Genomic DNA, 24,887 nt, shown 5'->3' on the forward strand with positions numbered 1-24,887 from the left:
ACCCACCGGGTACGCGCTCAGAGGACCGTGCTGCCGAGCGGGCGCCCCTCCGTCGCCCCCGGCAGCACGTAGAAGAGCGCCGAACCGTACTGCTCCGCATAGGCGTTGAGCGCGTCCCCGGCGGCGAGCCGCTGCCGCACCCGCACGAAGAGCGCCGGATCCCTCAGGTACGCCAGGAGGAACAGCCCCCGGTCGGCGGCGCTGTTCTCGTAGGAGTAGGCGCGCCGCAGCATCCGCGCACCCCCGTCGAGCCGGTGATCCGCGAGACGTACGTGAGCGTCGGCGGGCAGCACGTAACCGCCGTCCGGGGTACGGACGTTCACGTCGGCCGGGTCGTGCTCGCGGCCTCCGCCGAGCGGCTCGCCGCCCCGTTTGCGGCGCCCGATGATCTGCTCCTGCCGGGCCACGGGCAGCCGCCCGAACTCCGCCACGCGCAGCCGCACCCGTCGCACGACCAGGAACGTCCCGTCGGCGTAGGGCCCCGGGCCCGCCAGCCAGACCCAGCGTTCGCTCTCCGCCGCCGTGGGATTCGCCGAGCCGTGCCGGAAGCCGAGGAGGTCGCGCGGGGTCTCCCCGTCCCGCGGGGGCGCGAACGCGCCGCCGCCGGAACCGCCGCCGGAACCGGCACCCGGGCCGGCCCCCTCCGGCGGCAGGAACGCGCCCTGGCGCCAGCGGGGCCGCAGCACACCGGCCCCCGCGGCCGCGAGCAGACCGGCCAGCCGCTCACAGCCCTGGGGATCGCGCGCACAGATCTGTACGCCGATCTCGCCGCCGCCCAGGCCCGCGTCCAGGTGCTCCCCCGCGAGCGCGGGCAGGTCGAGGAGGGCCTCGGGCGCTCCGATGCCGATGCGCCCCGGCAGGGCGGGTCCGATGCCGACGGTCGCGGTGGGCCCCGGAGCCGCCCCCGCGAGCAGCTCGCTCCACCGCGCGAGCAGCCGGCGCACCGCGTCCCGGCCCGGCGCCCCCCGGGTGCCCGGGGTGAGGTCGTAGGAGACGAAGAGCAGATGCCGCTGCGGAGGCTCGACCACCCCGGCCTGCCGCACCGGTCCCGGCGGGGGCCCCTGGACGGGCCGCTCCGCGCGCGGGCGGCGCGGCACGGCGGCGTCGCAGCCGCTCACCGCGAAGGCCACGGGGAGGGTGGCGAGAAGGGTGCGGCGCCGGAACCCGGAGTCACTCAAGTGGTCGTACAAAACAGTACATTTCAGGAGAGAGGTGCTCGGCACGATACACCCGCGGGGCCTCGCGCCCCCGTCTCCGCGGCTGCGCGCCGCCCGATCCGGAGGCGCCCGGCACCCCCGCCCCGCCCACCCCGCCCCGCCCACCCCGTCCGGCCCATCCCGTCCGGCCCATCCGTCCCATCGGGATATGGGCTTCGTCACCGTGCCACGTGTTACCTCCCCTCCGGCTGGCACCATGCAGCATCTGACGGAGGGCGGCCGATATCTGTCATCCGTTTTCTGTTATCCGACCACTTGTCGAGTGTCTCCACTGTGTCGGGTCAGTTAGGTTCGGTGCTCCGGGAGAGTGGACGAGGCGTGATCAGTGAACAGGAAGCCGCGGTGGTCGTCGCGGCCAGAAGCGGGGACCAGCGGGCACGGGACGAGCTGGTCGCCGGGTATCTGCCGCTCGTCTACAACATCGTCGGCAGGGCGCTGAACGGGCACGCCGACGTGGACGACGTGGTGCAGGAGAGCCTGCTGCGGATGCTCGACGGGCTCGGCTCGTTGCGCGACCCCGCGGCGTTCCGCTCGTGGCTGGTCGCCGTCACCATGAACGAGGTGCGCCGCTACTGGCAGGGCCACCGCCGCGCCCCCGTCGACGGGGGGCTCCAGGACGCCTACGACATCGCCGACCCCGGCGCGGACTTCGTCGACCTCACCATCGTGCGGCTCGGTCTCTCCGGACAGCGCAAGGAGGTCACCGAGGCCACCCGCTGGCTGGAGACCGACGACCGGGCGCTGCTGTCGCTGTGGTGGCTGGAGGCGGCCGGTGTACTCACCCGGGGCGAGGTCGCCTCCGCGCTCGACCTGTCGGCCGAGCACGCCGCCGTGCGCGTCCAGCGCATGAAGGGCCAGCTGGAGACCGCCCGGGTCGTGGTGCGTGCCCTCGCCACCAGCCAGCACTGCGGCGAGCTGTCCGGTCTCACGTTCGCCTGGGACGGTGTGCCGTCCGCCCTGTGGCGCAAGCGCATAGCCCGGCACGCCCGGACGTGCGCGGTCTGCTCCGGGCACTGGAGCGGGCTCATACCCGCCGAGGGCCTGCTCGTCGGGCTCGCCCTCGTCCCGGTCGCCGCGACCACCGCGGGACTGCTCGCCGCGCTCCACGGGCACCTCCCGGGACTTCGCACCCCGGACCTCCAGACGGCCGCGCACGCCACCACGCAGCCCCTCGCGCAGGCCGGCACGCAGCCCGCGCCGGAGGCGTCCCGCGCCTCGCACGGCGCCCACGCCGCCGGCAGGCGGCGGGCCCCCGCGTCCCGGCGGGACCTGCGGGACCGGCGGGCACGGCGGCGGCGCAGGGCCGGCGCCGTCATCGCCGCCCTCGCGGTCGTGACCGCGCTCGGCGGCGCGTACCACTTCCTGACGGACTCCGGTGACGACGCGTCCCGTTCCGTCGCGGACGCCCCCGCCACCACCACCGACGCGGCGGCCGACGGCATCAGCACCAAGCCGCTTCCGCCGTCTCCTTCTGCTGCCAAGTCGCCTGCGCAGCACAGCAGTTCACCGACGCCGAGTCCCTCGAAGCACTCCGCGCCGCCCGCCAAGCCGTCGCCGCGCCCGGCACCGCCGAAGCCGGCGCCGAGCACGAGGCGCGCGGCGCCGAGCAGCACGGACACGAGCATGCCGGCGGCGGTGCAGCAGGTGCTCGACCTGGTCAACTCCGAGCGGAGCAAGGCGGGTTGCTCGGCACTGACCAGCAATTCCAAGCTCTACGACGCGGCGCTGAAGCACTCCGAGAACATGGCCGCGCAGAACTTCTTCGACCACACCGACCCGAGCGGCGCGGGCCCCGGCGAGCGCATCACGGCCGCCGGGTACCAGTGGAGCGCGTACGGCGAGAACATCGCGCGGGGCCAGGCCGACGCGGCTTCCGTCATGGACTCCTGGATGAACAGCCCCGGTCACCGCGCCAACATCCTGAACTGCGGGTTCAAGGAGATCGGCATAGGCGTGCACTACGGGTCGGGCGGCCCGTGGTGGACGCAGGACTTCGGTACGCGGAGCTAGCCGGCGCCGTGCGCGCGCGGGACGGGGGCGGGCCCGGGTCGTGGGACCCGGGCCCGCCGTCGCGTGCGGCCGGGGCTCAGCCCTCGTCCTCCAGGTCGCCCTCGGTCTCCAGGTAGACCTGGCGCAGCGCTTCGAGGACCGCCGGGTCGGGCTTGGCCCACATGCCGCGGGACTCGGCCTCCAGGAGGCGTTCGGCGATGCCGTGCAGGGCCCAGGGGTTGGCGTTCTGGAGGAACGCGCGGTTGTCGGGGTCGAGGACGTACGTCTCGGTGAGCTTGTCGTACATCCAGTCGGCGACCACGCCGGTGGTGGCGTCGTAGCCGAACAAGTAGTCCACGGTGGCGGCGAGTTCGAAGGCGCCCTTGTAGCCGTGGCGGCGCATCGCCTCGATCCACTTGGGGTTGACGACGCGGGCGCGGAAGACCCGGCTGGTCTCCTCGACCAGGGTGCGGGTCTTGACGGTCTCGGGGCGCGTCGAGTCGCCGATGTAGGCCTCGGGCGCGGTGCCGCGCAGGGCGCGGACGGTGGCGACCATGCCGCCGTGGTACTGGAAGTAGTCGTCGGAGTCGGCGATGTCGTGTTCGCGGGTGTCGGTGTTCTTCGCGGCGACCGCGATGCGCTTGTACGCGGTCTCCATCTCGTCCCGCGCGGGGCGCCCGTCGAGTTCGCGGCCGTAGGCGTAGCCGCCCCAGAGGGTGTAGACCTCGGCGAGGTCGGCGTCGGTGCGCCAGTCTCGGGAGTCGATGAGCTGGAGCAGGCCCGCGCCGTAGGTGCCGGGGCGGGAGCCGAAGATGCGGGTGGTGGCGCGGCGTTCGTCGCCGTGTTCGGCGAGGTCGGCCTGGGTGTGGGCGCGGACGTAGTTGACGTCGGGGCCCTCGTCGAGGGAGGCGGCGAGGCGGACGGCGTCGTCGAGGAGGCCGATGGTGTGCGGGAAGGCGTCGCGGAAGAAGCCCGAGATGCGCAGGGTGACGTCGATGCGGGGGCGGCCCAGCTCGTCGAGCGGGATGGGTTCGAGGCCGGTGACGCGGCGTGAGGCGTCGTCCCAGACGGGGCGGACGCCGAGCAGGGCCATCGCCTCGGCGACGTCGTCGCCCGCGGTGCGCATCGCGCTGGTGCCCCACAGGGAGAGGCCGACGGAGGTCGGCCACTCGCCGTTGTCGGTGCGGTAGCGCTCGGCGAGGGATTCGGCGAGGGCCTGGCCGGTCTCCCAGGCGAGCCGGGAGGGGACGGCCTTGGGGTCGACGGAGTAGAAGTTGCGGCCGGTCGGCAGGACGTTGACGAGGCCGCGCAGCGGGGATCCCGAGGGGCCCGCCGGGACGAAGCCGCCGTTCAGGGCGTGGACGGTGTGGTCGAGTTCGGCGGTGGTGGCGGCGAGGCGCGGGACGACCTCGCGGGCCGCGAACTCCAGGATGGAGCGCACCTGTTGGGTCTGTTCGGCGGGGATCGCGGTGAGGTCCCAGCCGGCGTCGTCCATCGACTGCACGAGGGCGCGGGCCTGTTCCTCCGCTTCGTCGGCGGAGGTGCGGGTGGCGGCGGACTCGTCGAGGCCGAGGGCTTCGCGCAGGCCGGGCAGGGCGGTGGTGCCGCCCCAGATCTGACGGGCGCGCAGGATGGCGAGGACGAGGTTGACGCGGTCGGCGCCGGCCGGGGCGTTGCCGAGGACGTGCAGGCCGTCGCGGATCTGGACGTCCTTGATCTCGCAGAGCCAGCCGTCGAGATGCATGATGAACTCGTCGAAGCCCTCGTCCTCGGGGCGGTCTTCGAGCCCGAGGTCGTGGTCGAGCTTGGCGGCCTGGATGAGCGTCCAGATCTGGGCGCGGATCGCGGGGAGTTTCGCCGGGTCCATCGCGGCGATCTGGGCGTGCTCGTCGAGGAGTTGCTCCAGGCGCGCGATGTCGCCGTAGGAGTCGGCGCGGGCCATCGGCGGTACGAGGTGGTCGATGAGGGTGGCGTGCACGCGGCGCTTGGCCTGGGTGCCCTCGCCGGGGTCGTTGACGAGGAACGGGTAGACCAGCGGGATGTCGCCGAGCGCGGCGTCGGGGCCGCAGGCGGCGGAGAGTCCGGCGTTCTTGCCGGGCAGCCACTCCAGGTTGCCGTGCTTGCCGAGGTGGATCATCGCGTCGGCGCCGAATCCGCCGTCGGCGGTGTGCGCCGCGATCCAGCGGTAGGCGGCCAAGTAGTGGTGCGAGGGCGGCAGATCGGGGTCGTGGTAGATCGCGATGGGGTTCTCGCCGAAGCCGCGCGGCGGCTGGATGAGGATGAGCAGGTTGCCGCGGCGCAGGGCGGCGAGCACGATGTCGCCCTCGGGGTCGCCGCCGTGGCCCACGCGGGAGCGGTCGAGGAACATCTCGCCGGGCGGCGGGCCCCAGTGCTGCTCGACGTTGGTGCGCAGTTCCTCGGGGAGGGTGGCGTACCAGCGTTTGTAGTCGGCGGCGGGGATGCGGACCGGGTTGGCGGCGAGCTGTTCCTCGGTGAGCCATTCCTGGTCGTGGCCGCCCGCGTCGATGAGGGCGCGGATCAGTTCGTCGCCGTCGCCGGAGACGAGGCCCGGGATCTCTTCCTCGGGCCCGAAGTCGTAGCCCTCGGCGCGCAGCCGGCGCAGGAGGGCGACGGCGCTGGCGGGGGTGTCGAGGCCGACGGCGTTGCCGATGCGGGAGTGCTTGGTGGGGTAGGCGGAGAGGACGAGCGCGAGGCGCTTGTCGGCGGCGGGGATGTGCTTCAGGCGGGCGTGGCGCACGGCGATCCCGGCGACGCGGGCGGCGCGCTCGCCGTCGGCGACGTAGGCGGGCAGTCCGTCCTCGTCTATCTCCTTGAAGGAGAACGGCACGGTGATGAGGCGGCCGTCGAACTCGGGGACGGCGATCTGGCTGGCCGCGTCGAGCGGGGAGACGCCCTCGTCGTTCTCCTCCCAGGCGCTGCGGGAGCCGGTGAGGCAGAGCGCCTGGAGGATCGGTACGTCGAGGCCGCTGAGCGCGCCGGCGTCCCAGGACTCGTCGTCGCCGCCGGCGGAGGCGGTGGCGGGCTTGGTGCCGCCGGCCGCGAGGACGGTGGTGACGATGGCGTCGGCGGCGCGCAGGGCGTCGATGAGCGCGGGCTCGGGGTCGCGCAGCGAGGAGACGTACAGCGGGAGCGGCCGGGCGCCGGCGTCCTCGATCGCGCCGCACAGGGTGTCCACGAAGGCGGTGTTGCCGCTCATGTGGTGGGCGCGGTAGTAGAGCACGGCGACGGTCGGGCCCTCGACGGGGCGGGCCGTGCGCTCCAGGGGGCCCCAGGACGGGGCGGGCGCGGGCGGTTCGAAGCCGTGGCCGGTGAGCAGCACGGTGTCGCAGAGGAACCGGGCGAGCTGGTCGAGGTTGGCGGGGCCGCCGTGCGCGAGGTAGGCGTGCGCCTCGGCGGCGATGCCGACGGGGACGGTGGAGGCGGCCATCAGCTGGGCGTCCGGGGCCTGTTCGCCGCTGAGCACGACGACGGGGAGGCCGCTCGCGGTGAGCTGGTCGAGCCCGTCCTGCCAGGCGCGTACTCCGCCGAGGAGCCGTACGACGACGAGGCCGACGCCGTCGAGGAGTGCGGGCAGGGCGTCGAGGGCGAGCCGGGAGGGGTTGGCGAACCGGTACGGGACCGGGCCGTTCGCGGCGCGGGCGCTGAGGAGGTCGGTGTCGGACGTCGACAGGAGCAGGATGGGGCGGGGTTCCTCCGCGGGCTCCCCGGACGAGTGCAGCATGCGGCGTCAGGCCTTCCTCGGGGTGTCCGCGCCCCGGGTGGTGTCGGATGGTTCTCCCCCTGCGGGGGAGCGGGAGTTCCTGACTCGCCCGGCGGCCGAGGTGCCTCGGTCCGGGCTCACAGTGGCGGGACCGCGCCGGAATCGCACCGGGCTTCCTCCCCTGTCGCCGTGGCCGGCGACGCCGGCGGGGTCGGTTGGCCCCGCCGCCTGCATAGTAGCGACCCGCCCGGTCGCCTTGGGGTCCCGTCCCCTGGGCCCGCCCCGGGGAGCCCGCCCACCGACCGCGGGGGGCGCTCGCGGGGTTTGCATCCCTCAGCAGGGTGCCTGGTCTCGGCATCCTTGGGGCTGCGCCCCGGGTGGCTTTGGCAGGGTGCCTGGTGGAGGCCACCTCAGCCTGTCCGGCTCTTCGACCCCGGCCCATCGAGGCCGCCTCAGCCCGTCCGGCGTTTGAGGACGAGCGCCCTCAGGGCGCGAACGGGGCCTGGGGCGGAGCCCCAGCAACCCCGCTTTCGTCTGCGGACCGTGCCCGCGTCTCGCGCAGTTCCCCGCGCCCCCAGGTGGGCTGACCTTGGCGGCATGCCCAGCATCGGCCACCTCAGCCCGTCCGGCTCTCCGACCCCGGCCCGTCGAGGCCACCTCAGCCCGTCCGGCGATTGAGGACGAGCTCCCTTCAGGCGCGAACGGGGTCTGGGGCGGAGCCCCAGCAACCCCGCCTGCATCTGCGGACCGTGCCCGCGTCTCGCGCAGTTCACCGCGCCCCTGGTAGGGCACCCGGCACCGAGCCCGCAGCTCGCGCCCACCGCGGCGGAGCCGCGCACGGTCACAGCCCCGCGCCCCCAAGTGGGCTGAACTCGGCGGCATGCCCAGCATCGGCAACCTCAGCCCGTCCGGCGATTGAGGACGAGCGCCCTCAAGGCGCGAACCGGGGTCTGGGGCGGAGCCCCAGGGGGCCCGCCTGCAAGGGGCGGGGTGGGGAGGGGCCCCCTGGGTGGGGGGCTGGGTATGCTCGCCGCCATGCCGCCCCCCTCCGTAACACCCCCCAACCAGGGCGAACCCCTCATAGGGTGCAGTCCGGGAGCAGTGCCGCGCGGCCCCGTCGTACGGGACCGCGGCGACGCCTGCCCCGGGGCCCTGCGGCTGCACACCGCCGACGACGGCAACCTCGCCCGACTCCGGCTTCCCGGCGGCCTCTTGACGGATCGTCAGGTGCACGCGCTGGCCACCGCCACCGAGCGGTACGCGGACGGCCACCTCACCCTCACGTCCCGCGGCAACACGGAGCTGCGCGGCATCGCGGCCACCCACGCCACCGCACTGGCCGAACTCCTGCGCCACACCGGCCTGATGCCCTCCGAGAGCCATGAGCGCGTGCGCAACATCGTCGCGTCGCCGCTGGCCGGTCTGGACGGCCGGGGCCACGGCGGCGCCCGCACCACCGCCCGCCTCCGCGCCCTCGACGCCCTGCTGTGTGCCGAGGAGTGGACGACCGCGCTCTCCGGCCGCTTCCTGTTCGCCGTCGACGACGGCCGCGGCGACGTCGCGAGCCTCGGCGCCGATGTGACGTTGCTCGCACAGGAGCGGGACACCGTGGTCGTACGGGTCGGGGCGAGCGCCCTGCGCGTGGATGGGCCCGACGCCCCCCGCGCGGCCCTGGAGGCCGCCCGCGCGTTCCTGGAGAGCGCCGCCGGCACCGGTGCCTGGCGGGTGCGCGACCTCCCCCCGGGCCACGACGTCGGCCTCGCCCCGGCCCTGGCCCGCGCGGGCATCCCGGCCACCACGGCCCCGGACCCGGACCCGCGGCAGTCCGCCCCCGCCCCGCCGCCCCCGGGCATCGTCGCGAGCCCCGACGGCTCGTACGCCCTCGTCGTCGCGCCCGCGCTCGGCCGGGTGACCGCCGGGCAGCTGCGGGCGCTGCCCGGCCCCGGCGGCGAGGTCAGGATCACCCCGTGGCGCGGCTTCGTCGTCCCCGGCTTCGACGGGCCCGGCGCCCGCGCACGGCTGCGCGCACTCGACGACGCCGGGTTCACCACCCGCCCCGACGCCCCGTGGGCCGGGGTGGGAGCGTGCACCGGACGGCCGGGCTGCGCCAAGGCGCTGGCCGATGTGCGCCGGGACGCCCTGCCGGGCGCGGGCGGCCTGCCGGTCCACTGGTCGGGGTGCGAGCGGCGCTGCGGGCATCCGCACGGCGACTGGGTGGACGTGACGGCCACCGCCGAGGGCCGGTACACGGTGACGGTGCGGGGCGATGCGCCGGAGGAACAGCAAGTGCCGCTGGACGAGGGCGAGTTGGCGGCGACGGTGGCCCGTGCGCGGGGCGGCCGGCCGGGAGCGTACGGGACAGGGACAGGGACAACCACGAGATGAGCGAGAGCACAGTGTTCGACTACGAGAAGGACGGCGCGGAGATATACCGCCAGTCCTTTGCCACGATCCGCGCCGAGGCGGACCTCGCCGGGCTGCCCGCCGACGTGAGCCAGGTCGCGGTCCGCATGATCCACGCCTGTGGCATGACGGACCTGACCCGCGACCTCGGTTTCACGCCGGGCGTCGTGGCCCGCGCCCGCGAGGCGCTGCGCGCCGGCGCGCCGATCCTGTGCGACGCGCGGATGGTCGCGAGCGGGGTCACCCGCAAGCGGCTGCCCGCCGACAACGAGGTCATCTGCACCCTGAACGACCCGTCCGTGCCCGATCTCGCCGCGAAGCTCGGCACCACGCGCAGCGCCGCCGCTCTCGAACTGTGGCGCGACCGGCTCGACGGCGCGGTGGTGGCCGTCGGCAACGCGCCCACCGCCCTGTTCCGGCTGCTCGAAATGGTCGAGGAGGGCACCCCGCGCCCGGCGGCCGTCATCGGCGTACCCGTCGGGTTCATCGGCGCCGCCGAGTCGAAGGACGCGCTCGCCGCGCACCCCTCGGGCCTGGAGCACCTGGTGGTACGGGGCCGGCGCGGCGGCAGCGCGATCGCCGCCGCCGCACTCAACGCGATCGCGAGCGAGGCGGAATGAACGAGAACAGCAGCACCACCGGCCGCCTCTACGGGGTCGGGCTCGGCCCCGGCGACCCGTCCCTGATGACGGTGCGCGCGGTGGAGGCGATCGCCGGGGCGGACGTCGTGGCGTACCACTCGGCGCGGCACGGCCGTTCCATAGCGCGCTCGATCGCGGCGCAGCACATCCGCGCCGACCACATCGAGGAGAAGCTGGTCTATCCGCTGACCGTGGAGACCACCGACCACCCCGGCGGTTACCGGGGCGCGCTCAACGACTTCTACGAGGAGGCGTCGGCCCGGCTCGCCGCGCACCTCGACGCGGGCCGCACGGTCGCCGTGCTCGCCGAGGGCGACCCGCTGTTCTACGGCTCGTACCAGCACATGCACAAGCGGCTCGCGCACCGCTACCCCACCGAGGTGATCCCCGGGGTGACGTCGGTGAGCGCGGCGGCCGCCCGGCTCGGTGAGCCGCTCGTGGAGGCCGAGGAGGTGCTCACCATCCTGCCCGGCACGCTGCCGGAGGAGGAGCTGACCGCGCGTCTGGCCGCCACCGACTCGGCGGTCGTGATGAAGCTGGGGCGCACGTTCACCAAGGTGCGCCGGGCGCTGGAGCGTTCGGGGCGGCTCGACGAGGCGCGCTATGTGGAGCGGGCCACGATGGCGGGCGAGCGCACCGGCCGGCTCGCCGACATCGAGGCCGATTCGGTGCCGTACTTCTCCGTCGCGGTGCTGCCCAGCCGGATCGACGCCGCCGCGCCGGAGCGTGCGCGCGGCGAGGTCGTGGTCGTCGGCACCGGACCGGCGGGGCCGCTGTGGCTGACCCCCGAGTCGCGGGGCGCGCTCGCCGCCGCCGACGACATCGTCGGCTACACCACGTACGTGGACCGGGTGCCCGAGCGCCCCGGGCAGCTGCGGCACGGTTCGGACAACAAGGTGGAGTCGGAGCGCGCCGAGTTCGCCCTCCAACTGGCCCTGCGGGGCAGGCGGGTCGCCGTGGTGTCGGGCGGCGACCCGGGCATCTTCGCGATGGCGACCGCCGTCCTCGAAGTGGCGTCGCAGCCCGCATACGCGGACGTGCCCGTGCGGGTCCTGCCGGGGGTGACCGCCGCCAACGCGGCCGCCGCACGCGCGGGCGCCCCGCTCGGCCACGACTACGCGACGATCTCGCTCTCCGACCGGCTCAAGCCGTGGGAGGTCATCGCCGAGCGGCTGCACGCCGCGGCCTCGGCCGATCTCGTCCTCGCGCTCTACAACCCCGGTTCCGCGAGCCGGACCTGGCAGGTGGCGAAGGCGCGCGAGCTGCTCCTGGAACACCGGGCGCCGGACACCCCGGTCGTGGTCGCCCGGGACGTGGGCGGTCCCGCCGAGCGCGTCCGCATCGTGCGCCTGACCGACCTGGACCCGGCCGAGGTCGACATGCGCACGATCCTGCTGATCGGTTCCTCGCAGACCCGTACGGTACGGCGCGGTGACGGCGAGGAGATCGTCTGGACGCCGCGCCGCTACCCGGAGAGCTGACGCACCCGGGCGGCCGCCTCCTCGGGGGTGGCCGCCACGGCCACCCCGTGCGGCACGGGCGGGCGCCGCACCACGACGACGGGGATGCCGGCCTCGCGGGCGGCGGCCAGCTTGGGCGCGGTCGCCGCGCCTCCGCTGTCCTTGGTGACGAGCACGTCGACGCGGTGCGTGCGCAGCACCTCGCGCTCCCCGTCCAGCGTGAACGGCCCGCGGTCCAGGAGCACCTCCATGCGGGCGGGGCACGGCGGCTCGGGCGCGTCCACGGAGCGCATGAGGAACCACAGGTCGTCGAGGTGGGCGAAGGCGGCGAGGCCCATGCGTCCGGTGGTGAGGAAGACGCGGCGGCCGAGCCCCGGCAGCAGCGCCGCTGCCTCGTCGAGGGAGCCGGCCGGGTGCCAGCGGTCGCCGTCGCCGGGGACCCAGCCGGGCCGGCGCAGCGCGAGCAGGGGAACATGGGCCTCGGCGGCGGCCGCCGCCGCGTTGAAACTGATCGTCCCGGCGAAGGGGTGCGTGGCGTCGATGAGCACGTCCACCGCGTGCGTACGCAGCCACGCGGCGAGCCCGTCCGCGCCGCCGAACCCGCCGATCCGGACCTCGCCGGGCGGCAGCCGGGGCGCGGCGACCCGCCCCGCGAGCGAACTGGTCACGCGCACCCCGGCGGGGCCGTCGTCGTGGAGCAGCCCCGCCAGCCGACGGGCCTCGCCCGTACCCCCCAGAATCAAGATGTGCACAGGATCCGGTTCCGTTCGTGAGTGAGGCCGAAGACCATGAGTGAGGCGCGCGGCGGGCGTGAGGAGGCGACGGGCGGGCGCGAGCCCGAGGGCGGGCGCGGCGCTCAACTCAAGCACACCGGTCTGCGCCCCGGCTGGACGACCGGTGCCTGTGCGACGGCGGCCACGACGGCCGCGTACACCGCGCTCCTGACCGGCGACTTCCCCGACCCGGTGACGATCACGCTGCCGCGCGGCCAGACGCCCGCGTTCGCGCTCGCCGCCGAGGAACTGGCCCCCGGGCACGCGACGGCGGCGGTGGTGAAGGACGCGGGCGACGACCCCGACGTGACGCACGGCGCGCTGATCCGCTCGACGGTACGGCTGCTCCCGGCAGGATCGGGCGTGGTGTTCCGGGCGGGCGACGGCGTGGGCACGATCACCCGGCCCGGCCTTCCGCTGCCGGTGGGCGAACCGGCGATCAACCCGGTGCCGCGCCGGATGATGACGGATCACGTGACGCTGGTGGCGGGGCGGCACGGCGCCACGGCCGACGTGGAGATCACCATCTCCGTGGACCACGGCGCGGAGATCGCCCGCTCCACGTGGAACCCGCGCCTCGGCATCCTGGGCGGCCTGTCCATCCTGGGCACTACGGGCATCGTGGTGCCGTACTCGTGCTCGGCGTGGATCGACTCCATCCGGCGCGGGGTGGACGTGGCGCGGGCGGCGGGCCGTACGCACGTGGCGGGCTGCACGGGCTCGACGTCGGAGCGGACGGTCGTCGCGGAGCACGGGCTGCCGGAGGACGCGCTGCTCGACATGGGGGACTTCGCGGGCGCGGTCCTCAAGTACGTACGCCGTCATCCCGTGGACCGCCTCACGATCTGCGGGGGCTTCGCCAAACTGTCCAAGCTGGCCGCGGGCCACCTCGACCTCCACTCGGCCCGCTCCCAGGTGGACAAGGCCTTCCTCGCGGACCTGGCCCGCGAGGGCGGCGCGAGCGCCGCGCTGGCGGCGGAGGTGGCGGCGGCCAACACGGGTCTCGCCGCGCTCCAGTTGTGCGAGGCGGCGGCCGTCCCGCTCGGCGACCTGGTCGCGTCCCGCGCCCGCGACGAGGCGCTCGCGGTGCTGCGGGGGGCGCCGGTGCGGGTCGACGTCCTGTGCATCGACCGAGCGGGCCGCGTAGTGGGCCGCAGCGCCCCCGCCCCCTGATCCCCACGGGGCCCTGCCCCTCCGAGAGCGCTCGGCACCCAGTAGCCCGGGGGGGCGCGGGGCTGCGTCTTTGGCGCGACTCCGGGTGCCCTACAGGGGCGCGGGGCTGCGTCTTTGGCGCGGCTCCGCTGCGGTGCGCGCGACCTGTCGACTCCGGGTCACCTACAGGGGCGCGGGGAACTGCGCGGGTGACCCAGCACGGTCCGCACCCGAGGTCCGGGGGCCGGGAGGATGCCCCACCCCGCCCCTTCCCTAAACCCTCCGGGGGCGGGAAAGGGGGGCTGGGGTTCAGGAACTGGGGCTCCGCCCCAGACCCCGTTCGCGCCCGAAAGGCGCTCGTCCTCAAACGCCGGACAGGCTGAGGAGGTCCGGATGGGCACCCTGCCAAGGGCAGCCCACCCAGAGGAGCCGAGACTTGGCGCCCTGCCAAGGGAGAGGGATGCCAGCGCCAAGCACCCCGCCAAGGGCAGCCCACCCAGGGGCGCGGGGAACTGCGCAGCCACGCAGGGTCGGGGGGCACCCGGGGGCGGCTCGTACCCCCCGGGGTCGTCAGTCGCGGCAGCGGGTCGTCGAGTACAGGTGGCTGTCGCGGAACCCGGACGCCCCCAGCACCCGCCCCACCAGAATCACCGCCGTCCGCACCACACCCGCCGCCTTCACCTGCTCCGCGATGTCCGCGAGCGTCCCGCGCAGCACCAGCTCCTCCGGCCGGGACGCGAAGGCCACCACCGCCGCGGGGCACTCCGCGCCGTAGTGCGGCACCAGCTCCGCCACGACCCGGTCGACGTAGCCCGCCGCCAGGTGCAGGACCAGGAGCGCCCCGCTGCGCCCCAGCGTCGCGAGGTCCTCGCCCTCCGGCATCGCCGTGGCGCGCTGCGCGACGCGGGTCAGGATGACGGTCTGGCCGACCGTGGGCACCGTCAGCTCCCGCTTGAGCGCGGCTGCCGCCGCCGCGAACGCCGGCACCCCCGGCACCATCTCGTACGGCACCCCCGCCGCGTCGAGCCGCCGCATCTGCTCGGCGACGGCGCTGAACACCGACGGGTCGCCGGAGTGCAGCCGGGCCACGTCGAGCCCTGCCTCGTGCGCCCGCACCAACTCCCCGGTGATCTCATCCAGGTTGAGCCGCGCGGTGTCCACGAGGCGGGCGCCCTCGGGGCACTCCGCGAGGAGTTCGCGCGGCACGAGGCTGCCCGCGTACAGACACACCTGGCAGGAGGCGAGCGTACGGGCACCGCGCACCGTGATCAGGTCGGCGGCGCCGGGCCCCGCGCCGATGAAGTACACGGTCATGTGGCTGCTCCTGAAGGGGTGTTGACGGTTGCGGACGACGACGAGGACGAGGATGAGGGTGACGATGAGGACGACGGCGGGGGCGTTGCCGATGGGGACGCGGACGGGTCCTGCCTGACGACGGCCCACTGGGTGACCGGCATGGCCTGACGCCAGCCCGTGAAGCCGCCGACCGGCACGGCCTGCGCGACGGCGAGCCGCACGAGGTCGCCGCCGTGCCGCCGGTACCACTCGGCGAGCAGCGCCTCGGATTCGAGCGTGACGGTGTTGGCGACGAGGCGTCCGCCGGGCGGGAGCGCCGCCCAGCACGCGTCGAGCAGCCCCGGCACGGTGAGCCCGCCACCGATGAACACGGCGTCGGGGGAGGGTAGTTGGCCGAGCGCGGCCGGGGCGGCGCCGGTGACGACGGTCAGCCCCGGTACGCCGAGCCGCGCCGCGTTGCGGCCGATCCGCGCGGCCCGTACCGGGTCCCGCTCGACGCTGAAGGCCCGGCAGGACGGGTGCGTACGCATCCACTCCACCGCGATCGAGCCGGAGCCGCCGCCGACGTCCCAGAGCGTCTCGCCGGGCGCGGGCGCGAGCGCGCCGAGCGTGGCGGCGCGTACGTGCCGCTTGGTGAGCTGGCCGTCGTGCTCGTACGCGGCGTCGGGCAGCCCCGGCACCGCGCCGAGCCGGAGGGCGCCGGGGGCGCGGCGGCACTCGACGGCGACGACGTTGAGCGCGTCACCGGGAGCCGCGTCCCACCCCTCGGCGCTCCCCTCGACAACGGTCTCGCGCTCAGAGCCGAGCTGTTCGAGCACCCGCATCCGGCTGGGCCCGAACCCGCGGTCGCACAGCAGGGCCGCGATCTCGCCCGGGGTGCGGGCGTCGGCGCTCAGCACCAGGATCCGGCGCCCGTCGTGCAGCACGGACGCGAGCCGGGCGGCCGGCCGGCCGACGAGCGTGACGACCTCGGTCTCCTCGACGGGCCAGCCGAGCCGGGCGCAGGCGTACGAGAGCGAGGAGGGGTGCGGCAGGACGCGGGGCGGGGCGCCCAGCACCTCGGTGAGGGTGCGCCCGATCCCGTAGAACATGGGGTCGCCGCTGGCCAGCACGGCGATGCGGCGGCCGCGGTGGGCGTCGATGAGCCCCGGCACCGCGGGACGCAGCGGGGTCGGCCAGGCGACCCGCTCGCCGCCGCACTCCGCGGGCAGCAACGCGAGCTGCCGGGCCCCGCCGACGATCACCTCGGCCCCGGCGAGCACCCCGCGCGCCCCGTCCACGAGCCCGCCCCAGCCGTCGGCCCCGATACCGACGACGGTGACGTCGGGGCGGGGCGGCGACGGTGGCGGCGTCGTGGCTGCGGGGTTCACGGTGGGACACCTCGGGTGGGCGCGGGGCCGGGACGCGGCCCGGAGGACGGGCCGGGAGGGGACGGCCGCACTCTACTGTCCGCCCTGGTGGGCGGGGTGTGGCGGGTGTGGGGGACGGGGTGCCGCGGGGCGGGGTGTGGCGGGTGTGGGGGCGGGGGTACGCGGGCGGGGTGGGACCTCGCCGGACGGTCGGGGCGCGCGGGACGGGACCTCCCCGAGAGGTCGGGCCGGGCGGAGCGGGGCATCGGCCGCACGGAGGGGGACGTAGGCCGGGACCGGCCGGACAGGTTGGTGGCGCCGACCTCTTGCCTCCTGGTCCAGACCAATGCCAGTCTCTCAAGTGCCGTCACCGGAGGGCGAGTTGGCGCGTCCGCTATGCGTGCTCGGGATCCGACCGCCCCCACCTGCTCACCACCACCCCACGATCAAGGAGCACTCGCATGTCCGCTCGGCGTACCGCAGCCTCCCTGGGGGTCCTCGGGGCGACCTCCCTGACGTTCCTCGCCCTGGCCCCCGCCCCCGCTTCCGCGCACGGAACCATGTTCAACCCGGTCAGCCGCGTCGCCGCCTGCTACGCCGAGGGGCCGGAGCACCCGGTATCGCAGGTGTGCAAGGACCTCGTGGCCGACTCCGGCACCCAGCCGCTGTACGACTGGAACGAGGTGAACATCGCCAACGCCAACGGCCAGTCCCGCCAGCTCATCCCCGACGGCAAGCTGTGCTCGGCCAACCGGGACAAGTACCGGGCGCTGGACTGGGCCCGTACCGACTGGCCGTCCACGAGCGTCTCGGCGGGCCAGTTCCCGTTCAAGTTCCGGGTGACGGCGGCCCATTCGGGCACGATGACGGTGTACATCACGAAGGAGGGCTTCGACCCGACGAAGCCGCTGAAGTGGTCCGACCTGGACGCGACGCCCGTCGCGACGTACCAGACGCCGAGGACGGCGACGGACGGCTACTACAACTTCACCGGCACCCTGCCGGCCCGCACCGGGCGCCACATCATCTACAAGGTCTGGCAGCGCAACGACAGCCCGGAGGCGTTCTACAGCTGCTCGGACGTGGTGTACGGAGCCGCGGGCGCGGCGGCGAAGTCGGCCGCGGCGCCGACGGAGCAGAAGATCCTGGCGGGTGCGGCGCGGTCGACGGTGAGCCACCACGGCCACGGCGGCGACCCGGCGACCCCGCCCGCGGTCCCGGCCGCCACCGCGGCCCCGTCCGACTCGAAGGCGCCCCAGGCGCTGGCGGCGGTCTCCACGGCGAGCGTGCTGGGCGGCGGCTTCCTCCTGCTGCGCCGGCGCCGCGGCTGACCCTGCGGGGCGTGGCCCTGCGGGGCGTGGCCCTGCGGGGCGGGCGGGCTTCGGCTACGCGGTGCCGGGCGGCACGCAAGTCCCCGGCCTCTCGGGTCGGGGCGCCGCCCGCCCCACTGTCGCGTGCGGACAGAGCGTGGCCGGTCGCGCAGTTCCCCGCGCCCCTGGGTGGGTTGCCCTTGGCAGGGTGCTTGGCGCTGGCATCCCTCCCCCTTGGCAGGGTGCCTGACATCGGCATCTTCAGCCCGTCCGGCGTTTGAGGACGAGCGCCCTTCAGGCGCGAACGGGGTCTGGGGCGGAGCCCCAGGATCCTGAACCTCAGCCGTCCACAACCCCCGGAGGGTTTCGGGAAGGGGTGGGGTGGGGCATCCCCCGGGGCCTGGGGCGGAGCCCCAGCAACCCGCCCTTCGTCTGCAGACCGTGCTGGGGCACCCGCGCAGTTCCCCGCGCCCCTAAAGACGTAGGGCACCCGGCACCGAGCCATCCCCGCAGCGCACCCGGGCCCGGAGCGGAGCTCCACGGGGTGGGGTCAGCCCGGGTTGACCGTGAGGGTCAGGCGGCACTGGACGCCCCGGTAGTTGCTCGGCGCGCCAGACGCCAGCGGCACCGACGCCTGCACGAAGTACGTACCCGGAGCCGACGGCACCGAGATCGGAGTGCCCAGGGCCTCGCTGGTCGTCGACGTGGCGCTCAACCCCCCACTCACCGTCACCGAGGCCTTCTTCTCGAAGTACCCCACCTCGTTGGTCGCGGCGCTCAACGTCACCTGGTACGCCGTGGTGACGCCCGTCACCGTCGGCTGCGCGGAGATGGCACACGAGGCGTCACTGTCGCCGACGGTCGGCCCGCCGCTGCCACACGCGGCGGCGAGCCCGCCCGCGAGCAGCACCACGACCGTCCGCCCCGCGACCCGCGATGCCCCGCGTCCCGCGCGCGGCCGATGAGATCTCCGCACGTCACGTACGGCTGTGAACCCCCCGGAAAGCAGCATCGCCCGAACGTACCGGCGGCCACCCCCCGCGTCCAGATCCAGCATGGATCACGTGCGCGCTTCACGCCTCAACACGCCTAACATCACTGGCGGTTCCGGCTCGTCCCTCATGCCACGACCGGCGGCGCGACAGGGGCATGGCCGACCCGAACCGTTCGGGCCCGCAGGCCCCGCATAGGATCCGGCTCATGGCCCTACCCGCCCCCCTCCCCCCGGTGTACCCGCAGTCATGTCCCCTGTGCAGCGGAGAACTTGAGTCCATGACTCTCCACGTCGCAGGTACGGGCCTGAACGGCGGCTACGTCTCAGCCAAGTTCTACCGGCCGGGCAAGGCGTTCGCCAGTAAGAGTGCGCTGGCATCCGTGGCTTGTGTCAACTGCGGCCACGTCCTCACCTTCCTGACGGACCGGGGCATCCTGCGCCGCGGCAAGTAGCCCTGGGATCAGGCGGCCATGGCCTACGCGGCCTGGGCGTGCTTCGGGGGTGCGCAGGGATCGGCCACTGATCCGCCCCACACCATCGCCATACCAATGACGCCATCACATCAACTGACCCGGCGCCCCTGGCGCCAGACCCGCGGACGTGCTCCGTTCTGTCGACCCGTGGGTCATCGGCCCTCGGCTGAGGCCCTAGCGCCGCGGCCATACATTCGCGAAGACCTTGGGGAAGGATGTCCAGTGGGCAGTGACGGGGAGATCCTCGATATCAAAACCGCTGACTTGAAAGCGACCGCACCGACGTTCCATGAGCAAAGCGTGGCGGTGGAACTCGCGCTGAGCGCGCTGGCGACTTCATTGGCAACGGCGGGAGCGGCGTGGGGAGACGACAATCCGGGCAAGGCGTTTCATGACCTGTATGGGCCGCTCATAGCTCGGATCGACAAGTCGGCCAGAGTCATCAAGGACGGGCTCTCCAGTATCAATCTAGCCATGGTCGACATGGCGGACGGGCACATCGAAAACGACGCTCTTGTTGGTTCGCGTCGCAGACACAGGTGACACTCTGATTCTCTCTCCTGCCGCCCAGCACGATCTAGCGGTCATGGCGCTTCCGGTGAGATGCACGGTGCTCCGCGCCGACGGAGAGGATGCAACCGACCCGCTGGCTTGGCTCGACTGATGCGCTGCGCCCATCACTTGGCCCCTACGCTCAGCCGGGGCCGTACCACTGGACGGGCTGGCCGGTGACCGCGGCGATGCAGGCGAAGTCCCGGTCGCGGTGGAGCAGGGTGAGTCCCTGGAGCTCGGCCGTCGCGGCCACGACCAGGTCGACGGCTCCCGCGCTGCGGTGCTGTCCCCGTTGGGTGAGGATCTCCTGGACCTGCCAGGCGCGCGTGTAGGCGCGGTCGTCGACGGGGACCCAGCTGAAGATCGTCCGCAGGTTCTCCACGCCGCGCGCCCGGTCGTCGGCGGAACGGGCGCTGTAGAAGAACTCCAGCTCGGTGATCGGGCACGTGGCGATCAGTCCGGCGGCAGCGGCCTGGTCCCACCCGTACTGCTCGGCTTCAGCGTGCAGGAACCGGGCGAGGGCGCTGGTGTCGATCAGGAATTGGGCCCCGTTCACCGGCGGTATTTCGCCTTGTCCTCGAAGATCTCCAGGTCGAACGCGCCCTCGCCGGCCGCGGCACGCAGGCGCGTGAGCGCGAGTGCGCGGCGTCGGTTCTCCAGAACCTCGCGCAGGGCGGTGTTGACGGTGTCCTTCTTGGTGCTGGTGCCAAGCGCCTTGGTCACCTCGGCCAAGAGCTCGTCGTCGAGATCGATCACGGTGCGGCTCATCAGCGGTACCTCCCCAGATATCAAGAGTGATATCGATGATATCTCGCTCGGTGCACTGTGGCGAGGGCTCCGGGGAGGACCCTTCTCGCAGAGGTCGGAGGCAGGGGGCGGCGAGCGCCCGCCGGCGCCGTGGTCAGGCTGCGGCAGCGGGCTGCGCTGCCTGGGCGTGCTTGAGGGTGCGCAGGATCAGCCACTGGTCGCCCCACGCCATCGCCGTGCCGATGACCGCCATCACGATGCCCAGCGTCAGCTGACCCGCCACCGCACCCAACGCCAGACCCGCCACACCCAGACCCCACCGGATCACGAACCGCACCACCAGCAGACCCAACGCCAGAAACCGCGTCCGCTTGTTCTTCCACAGCGACTTCATGTACCGGATCCGCGCCCTCAACACCGTGAACGCCAACACGATCTGCACCACCGCCACCACCGGAACCAACGCATACAACACCGGATACGCCCGAGCGATATCGAAGATCCCCGCAAACAGACCCACCAACGGGAAGTACCAGTTCGGCAGACCCTTCAGCGTCACGGCCTCCGCCACATCCCCGGCCACCTTCCCCGCCACGTCCGCCCGAGCTTCCACCTGAACCGGCATCCCCATCGCGACCGTGGCACTCATGGCGTTCCCCTCACGTTGTCCCAGCGTCCGCCGGCCCTCGCCGACACCACCGATACTCCCGCCCCACCCCACCCCCACGACAGAACGAACCGTCCCCACTCCCCCAGGACAAATGTCATCGGCCCCGCGCACGACGGATGCTGGCGTGAATGTGTCGGCGCGGGGTCCGTGCGCCCTTATGTTCGGTTCTTCGGGCGGGGGCCGCACACCGCTCCCCACCCCCTCGAACACAAGGAGTTGGCCTGTGCCCGCGTCGTCCTCGTCCTCCCCCGCCGCGAACCCCGGGGACGGGTGCATGGTCGGCCTCTTCTGGGTCACCGGGGGAAGGGTGTACGTGGGCACGCCGCCCGGCGACACCGCCCCGGGCGTACTGCTCTCCCCGGTAGGGGTGCGTGTCGTCGGCGACGAGCCGCGCGGGTGGCGGTGGGCCGAGTTGCTCGACGTCCAGGTGGACGACGTGCCGGTCCGCTCCACGTCCGTGCGGTGGGCCACCCACGCGTTGACCGTGGCCGCCGCCGCCTTCGACATGTGGGCTCCGGACGGGCCTGGGCAGATGACCGTCGCGCTCACCACCAAGGAGGGGGAGCGGGCCACCGCCCCCGTGCTCTCCGGCGCCGCGGTCGCCTACTCCCAGCGCGAGGTCGACCTCTCGCTCGGGCTGCTCGCCCGCTTCGTACGGGGCGAGTTGTCGCCCTCGGTCCTCTCCCAGTGGTGGGACGAGATCCGGCCAGGTCAGGTGCTGCGCTCACGCGAGCGCGAGGCCGTGCTGGAAGGCTGGTTCCGCGGGGAGTGAGGGTCCCGCACCCGGCGCCACCCCACCTATGGACCCGCCTCACATATGGCCCCGGCTCACATATGGCCGCCTCACATACGGCCGCCTCACATATGGACCGGTCCCTCCGACGGCCCCACCGCCGGCCGCGGCGGGCCCTTGCGGTACAGGACGACCGATACCAGCAGGCCCAGCGCGAAGAAGGCCGCCGACCACCAGTACGCCGTCGAGTAGCTGTGCAGCTGGGCCTGGACCTGGGTCGCGGGGGTGGGGCGGCGGCCCACCAGATAGCTGGTGGCCGCGCTCGTGGCGAGGGTGTTCAACAGGGCCGTGCCGATCGAACCGCCCACCTGCTGGCTGGTGTTGACCATCGCCGACGCGACACCCGCGTCGTGCGCGGCGACCCCCGCCGTGGCCATGCTCATCGCCGGGGCGAAGATCAGGCCCATGCCGACGCCCAGCACGAGCAGCGGCGGCAGCACGTGGCCCGCGTATCCGCTGGTCGCGTCCAGGGCCGTCATCCAGGCGAGGCCGGCCGCGCCGAGCCCCATGCCCAGCGGCACGATCGGCTTCGCGCCGAGCCTCGGCACCAGCTTGTTCTGCGCGACGACCGAGCTGACGATCATCGCGAAGACCATCGGCAGGAACGCGAGCCCGGTGCTGACCGGGGAGTACCGCAGGATCTGCTGGAGGTAGTACGTCAGGAAGAGGAACACGCCGAACATGCCCGCGCCGGAGACGAACATGGCGAGGTAGGACGCGCCCCGGTCGCGGTCCAGGACGACGCGCAGCGGCAGCAGCGGATGCTTCGCCCGTGTCTGCCACCCGGCGAACGCCAGCAGGAGGATGCCGCCGACGGCGAGGAAGCCCCACGTCTGCACCGAACTCCAGGCGTGCGTCTCGGCGTTGGAGAACCCGTACACGATGCAGAACAGGCCCGCCGAGACCAGGACCGTGCCGGGGATGTCGAGCTTGGGCCGGTCGGTCGGCGCGCCCGGGTGCAGCAGCCGCAGGGCCCCGAAGAAGGCGAGCGCGGCGAACAGGAGGTTGACGTACAGGCACCACCGCCAGTCGAGGTACTCGGTGAGGACGCCGCCGAGCAGCAGTCCGACCGCGCCGCCGGTACCGGCGACCGCACCGTAGATGCCGAACGCCTTCGCGCGTTCCTTCGGGTCGGTGAAGGTCGTGGTCAGCAGCGAGAGGGCCGCCGGTGCGAGCAGTGCGCCGAACACGCCCTGGAGGGCGCGGGCGGTGACCAGGACCTCGAAGTTGGGCGCGGCGCCGCCGATCGCGGAGGCGAGGGCGAAGCCGACGAGGCCGGTCAGGAAGACGACCTTGCGTCCTACGAGGTCGGCGATGCGGCCGCCGAGCAGCAGCAGCGAGCCGAAGGCGAGGGCGTACGCCGTCACGATCCACTGGCGGTTTCCGTCGGTGAAGCCGAGATCGCGCTGCGCGGAGGGCAGCGCGATGTTCACGATGGTCGCGTCGAGCACGACCATGAGCTGGGCCAGCGCGATGACGCCGAGCACCAGCCAGCGGTGTTCGTGCCGGGCCCCGGTGTGCGGCGCCCGCGGCGGTGCCGCGCCGTCACCGGCGTACGCGGCCGACGGGGGCGGGGCGAACCGCCCGGACGACGGCGGCCCGGACGAGGGCCCGGACGACGATTCCTCGATCGACTCCCCGGCCGGCCGCTGCCCGGCCGCGGAATCGAGCGTGGCACCCGTCGGCGCGCGGGGTGGCGCTCCGGCTGCGGAAAGGTGTTCGGTCGCGGCCGCGATGCGCGCGGCGCGGCCCTCCTCGGCGGCGTCCTTGGTGTGACGGCCCATGTGCGCGTCTCCCTCGGTCCCTCGGTGATCTCCCGTTCGCGAGCGCCCCTCCCTCACGCTAAGTGAGGCCCAGGGGTTCCGCCACGCGAGTGAACGCCCGCGGGGACGGGTTGCGGGGCGGTCGCCGGGGTGCCCGTGCGGGAACGGGGCGAGCGGATATCCCTTGGCGGGCGGGGCTTCCCGGCCCCCGTCCCCGTTCGTCCCAGGAACGCCTGGGACGCATGTCCGCGTCGCCCTCCGGACACCTTTGCTGACACAGGGTCACTTACTCGGGGACCCCGCACCTTGGAGAACACAGACATGAACCGAAGCACCGTGCGCAACAGCGTCGTCGCCGTCGCCGCCCTGCTCGCCCTGTTCCCGACCACCGCGATGGCCGCCGCTCCGGCCTCCGCACCGGCGAAGGCCGCCGTCGCCACCGCCCGGCACCACAAGCTCCTGCCGCACGGCACGGTGGTCACCGGCAACGGCCGCCGGCTGCACGTACGGAGCGGCGCCGGCGTCACCTACCGGGCCACCGGCACCCTGCGCTCGGGGCGCCAGGTGCTGCTGGTCTGCAAGAAGGACGGGAGCGCGGTACAGGGCAACCGGGTCTGGTACCGCCTGGCCGGGCACCACGCGCGCTATGTGTCCGCGCACTATGTGCGGGTCGCGGCCGGGTCGGCCGTGCCGTGGTGCTGACGCACTGAAGGGGGGCGCCCCGCGCGCACCTTCGCCCGTTCACCCCGGGGGCCGGAGCTTGGCTCCGGCCCCTGAGGGGTACGGATGCCCCTCGAACGGGACGTTACGGACCTTTTGGGAGGGACCGCGTGGCCCAGTGGCAACCGCTGCCCGAGTCGACCCGACCTGAACTCCGGCTCCTGGTAGCGGAGTTGAGGCATCTCAAACACAGCTCGGGGCTGAGCCTGGCCGGCCTCGCGGCCCGCACCACCTACAGCAAATCGGCGTGGCACCGCTATCTCAACGGGGGCAACCTGCCGCCGCGCGACGCGGTCGACGCCTTCGGCGCCCTGGGCGGCGCCGAGCACCACGCCCGACTCCTCGACCTGTGGGACCGCGCGGCACGCCCCCCGCAGCCCCGCACCGAACCCCCGGCCACCCCGGTCACCCCGGTCGCGTACCCCGTCCCATCCGAGCCCGCGCCGCCCGAGCCCGCGCCGCCCGCCCGGCGTTCGCGCCGTCGTACGCTCACCATCGCCGCCGCGCTCGCCCTGCTGGGAAGCGCCGCCTGGGCCGCCGTGCCGCACGTCTCGCACGCGACACCGGCCGCGCCCGCGCCGTCCGCCTGCCGGGGCGACGGCTGCCAGGGCAGGGACCCGGCCCGCTCCGCCTGCCGCACCGACGCCCGTACGCAGAGCGCCCTGACGACCGCCTCGTACGCGGTGCGGCTGCGGTTCAGCCCGTCCTGCGACACGATCTGGTCGGAGGTGCGCTCCAGCTCGACCGGCGCCGACACCGAGAGCCCCATGCTGATGGCGCCCGACCCCAGGCAGGCCGAGGCCTGCGCCGAGGTCGGGCGCACGATGATGTGCACGGGCCACACCCAGGACGGCCCCTGAGAGG

At 74.0% G+C, this 24,887-nt stretch carries 21 protein-coding genes and 1 riboswitch; of the genes, 11 read left to right on the forward strand and 10 right to left on the reverse strand.

The window, feature by feature from the left end; all coding sequences use genetic code 11:
* Positions 1 to 17: 17 nt before the first annotated feature.
* Positions 18 to 1,178, reverse strand: coding sequence for a Dyp-type peroxidase (locus OOJ98_RS33575; RefSeq protein ID WP_267058912.1), 1,161 nt, complete (start codon positions 1,176 to 1,178; stop codon positions 18 to 20).
* A gap of 357 nt (positions 1,179 to 1,535) precedes the next feature.
* Between OOJ98_RS33575 and OOJ98_RS33580 the strand changes: the two genes are divergently transcribed.
* The gene (locus OOJ98_RS33580) at positions 1,536 to 3,227 is read left to right on the forward strand and encodes a sigma-70 family RNA polymerase sigma factor (RefSeq protein ID WP_267058913.1); all 1,692 of its coding nucleotides are present in this window, start codon (positions 1,536 to 1,538) and stop codon (positions 3,225 to 3,227) included.
* Positions 3,228 to 3,303: 76 nt separating this feature from the next.
* On the opposite strand, the gene cobN is transcribed toward OOJ98_RS33580, so the two are convergent.
* Positions 3,304 to 6,948: a cobaltochelatase subunit CobN gene (gene cobN, locus OOJ98_RS33585; RefSeq protein ID WP_267058914.1), complete on the reverse strand. Its 3,645-nt coding sequence runs from the start codon at positions 6,946 to 6,948 to the stop codon at positions 3,304 to 3,306.
* 73 nt (positions 6,949 to 7,021) lie between these two features.
* Positions 7,022 to 7,106, reverse strand: a riboswitch (cobalamin riboswitch).
* A gap of 922 nt (positions 7,107 to 8,028) precedes the next feature.
* On the opposite strand from cobN, the gene OOJ98_RS33590 reads away from it, so the two are divergent.
* From OOJ98_RS33590 to OOJ98_RS33600, 3 genes are read left to right on the forward strand one after another with little or no spacing between them, the layout of a single operon-like run.
* Complete coding sequence (locus tag OOJ98_RS33590) at positions 8,029 to 9,312, forward strand: cobalamin biosynthesis protein CobG (RefSeq protein ID WP_267058915.1); 1,284 nt, start codon at positions 8,029 to 8,031, stop codon at positions 9,310 to 9,312.
* Positions 9,309 to 9,950 carry a precorrin-8X methylmutase gene (locus tag OOJ98_RS33595; RefSeq protein ID WP_267058916.1) on the forward strand — a complete coding sequence of 214 codons (642 nt, stop codon included), beginning with the start codon at positions 9,309 to 9,311 and terminating at the stop codon, positions 9,948 to 9,950. The genes OOJ98_RS33590 and OOJ98_RS33595 overlap by 4 nt, the downstream gene beginning before the upstream one ends.
* Positions 9,947 to 11,452: a precorrin-2 C(20)-methyltransferase gene (locus OOJ98_RS33600; protein WP_267058917.1), complete on the forward strand. Its 1,506-nt coding sequence runs from the start codon at positions 9,947 to 9,949 to the stop codon at positions 11,450 to 11,452. The genes OOJ98_RS33595 and OOJ98_RS33600 overlap by 4 nt, the downstream gene beginning before the upstream one ends.
* On the opposite strand, the gene OOJ98_RS33605 is transcribed toward OOJ98_RS33600, so the two are convergent.
* A complete protein-coding gene (locus OOJ98_RS33605; protein ID WP_267058918.1) occupies positions 11,437 to 12,183 on the reverse strand; it encodes a cobalt-precorrin-6A reductase in 747 nt (248 codons plus the stop codon). The genes OOJ98_RS33600 and OOJ98_RS33605 overlap by 16 nt on opposite strands.
* A gap of 36 nt (positions 12,184 to 12,219) precedes the next feature.
* Here OOJ98_RS33605 and OOJ98_RS33610 point away from each other — a divergent pair, with 36 nt between their 5' ends.
* A complete protein-coding gene (locus OOJ98_RS33610; RefSeq protein WP_267058919.1) occupies positions 12,220 to 13,377 on the forward strand; it encodes a cobalt-precorrin-5B (C(1))-methyltransferase in 1,158 nt (385 codons plus the stop codon).
* A 549-nt stretch (positions 13,378 to 13,926) separates the two neighbouring features.
* On the opposite strand, the gene cobM is transcribed toward OOJ98_RS33610, so the two are convergent.
* Together cobM and cbiE are read right to left on the reverse strand one after the other, a co-directional pair.
* Positions 13,927 to 14,670 carry a precorrin-4 C(11)-methyltransferase gene (cobM, locus tag OOJ98_RS33615; protein WP_267058920.1) on the reverse strand — a complete coding sequence of 248 codons (744 nt, stop codon included), beginning with the start codon at positions 14,668 to 14,670 and terminating at the stop codon, positions 13,927 to 13,929.
* On the reverse strand, positions 14,667 to 16,022 hold the full coding sequence (gene cbiE / locus OOJ98_RS33620) for a precorrin-6y C5,15-methyltransferase (decarboxylating) subunit CbiE (protein ID WP_267058921.1): 1,356 nt from the start codon (positions 16,020 to 16,022) through the stop codon (positions 14,667 to 14,669). Before cbiE ends, cobM begins: the two co-directional genes overlap by 4 nt.
* Positions 16,023 to 16,462: 440 nt before the next feature.
* Here cbiE and OOJ98_RS33625 point away from each other — a divergent pair, with 440 nt between their 5' ends.
* Positions 16,463 to 17,332, forward strand: a complete 870-nt coding sequence (locus OOJ98_RS33625; RefSeq protein ID WP_323177963.1) for a lytic polysaccharide monooxygenase — start codon at positions 16,463 to 16,465, stop codon at positions 17,330 to 17,332.
* Between the two features lie 529 nt (positions 17,333 to 17,861).
* On the opposite strand, the gene OOJ98_RS33630 is transcribed toward OOJ98_RS33625, so the two are convergent.
* Positions 17,862 to 18,224, reverse strand: coding sequence for a hypothetical protein (locus OOJ98_RS33630; protein ID WP_267058922.1), 363 nt, complete (start codon positions 18,222 to 18,224; stop codon positions 17,862 to 17,864).
* 359 nt (positions 18,225 to 18,583) lie between these two features.
* Between OOJ98_RS33630 and OOJ98_RS33635 the strand changes: the two genes are divergently transcribed.
* Together OOJ98_RS33635 and OOJ98_RS33640 are read left to right on the forward strand one after the other, a co-directional pair.
* On the forward strand, positions 18,584 to 18,757 hold the full coding sequence (locus OOJ98_RS33635; RefSeq protein ID WP_267058923.1) for a hypothetical protein: 174 nt from the start codon (positions 18,584 to 18,586) through the stop codon (positions 18,755 to 18,757).
* Between the two features lie 243 nt (positions 18,758 to 19,000).
* A complete protein-coding gene (locus tag OOJ98_RS33640; RefSeq protein WP_267058924.1) occupies positions 19,001 to 19,321 on the forward strand; it encodes a hypothetical protein in 321 nt (106 codons plus the stop codon).
* A gap of 151 nt (positions 19,322 to 19,472) precedes the next feature.
* Here OOJ98_RS33640 and OOJ98_RS33645 read toward each other — a convergent pair whose 3' ends face one another.
* The 3 genes from OOJ98_RS33645 to OOJ98_RS33655 form a co-directional block, all read right to left on the reverse strand.
* Positions 19,473 to 19,886, reverse strand: a complete 414-nt coding sequence (locus OOJ98_RS33645; RefSeq protein WP_267058925.1) for a PIN domain nuclease — start codon at positions 19,884 to 19,886, stop codon at positions 19,473 to 19,475.
* The gene (locus tag OOJ98_RS33650; protein WP_267058926.1) at positions 19,883 to 20,098 is read right to left on the reverse strand and encodes a type II toxin-antitoxin system VapB family antitoxin; all 216 of its coding nucleotides are present in this window, start codon (positions 20,096 to 20,098) and stop codon (positions 19,883 to 19,885) included. The genes OOJ98_RS33645 and OOJ98_RS33650 overlap by 4 nt, the downstream gene beginning before the upstream one ends.
* Positions 20,099 to 20,231: 133 nt before the next feature.
* Complete coding sequence (locus tag OOJ98_RS33655; RefSeq protein WP_267058927.1) at positions 20,232 to 20,726, reverse strand: hypothetical protein; 495 nt, start codon at positions 20,724 to 20,726, stop codon at positions 20,232 to 20,234.
* A gap of 244 nt (positions 20,727 to 20,970) precedes the next feature.
* Here OOJ98_RS33655 and OOJ98_RS33660 point away from each other — a divergent pair, with 244 nt between their 5' ends.
* Positions 20,971 to 21,519 carry a hypothetical protein gene (locus OOJ98_RS33660; RefSeq protein ID WP_267058928.1) on the forward strand — a complete coding sequence of 183 codons (549 nt, stop codon included), beginning with the start codon at positions 20,971 to 20,973 and terminating at the stop codon, positions 21,517 to 21,519.
* 86 nt (positions 21,520 to 21,605) lie between these two features.
* On the opposite strand, the gene OOJ98_RS33665 is transcribed toward OOJ98_RS33660, so the two are convergent.
* Entirely contained in the window at positions 21,606 to 23,324 is a 1,719-nt protein-coding gene (locus OOJ98_RS33665) for an MFS transporter (RefSeq protein WP_267058929.1), read from the reverse strand.
* A 300-nt stretch (positions 23,325 to 23,624) separates the two neighbouring features.
* On the opposite strand from OOJ98_RS33665, the gene OOJ98_RS33670 reads away from it, so the two are divergent.
* Positions 23,625 to 24,005, forward strand: coding sequence for an SH3 domain-containing protein (locus tag OOJ98_RS33670; RefSeq protein WP_267058930.1), 381 nt, complete (start codon positions 23,625 to 23,627; stop codon positions 24,003 to 24,005).
* 128 nt (positions 24,006 to 24,133) lie between these two features.
* Positions 24,134 to 24,883 (forward strand): XRE family transcriptional regulator, encoded by a 750-nt coding sequence (locus OOJ98_RS33675; RefSeq protein WP_267058931.1) that lies wholly within the window; start codon positions 24,134 to 24,136, stop codon positions 24,881 to 24,883.
* The last annotated feature ends 4 nt before the right edge of the window (positions 24,884 to 24,887 follow it).

It is taken from the genome of Streptomyces sp. NBC_00083 (assembly GCF_026343295.1).
In the GTDB taxonomy this organism is placed as follows: Bacteria; Actinomycetota; Actinomycetes; order Streptomycetales; family Streptomycetaceae; genus Streptomyces.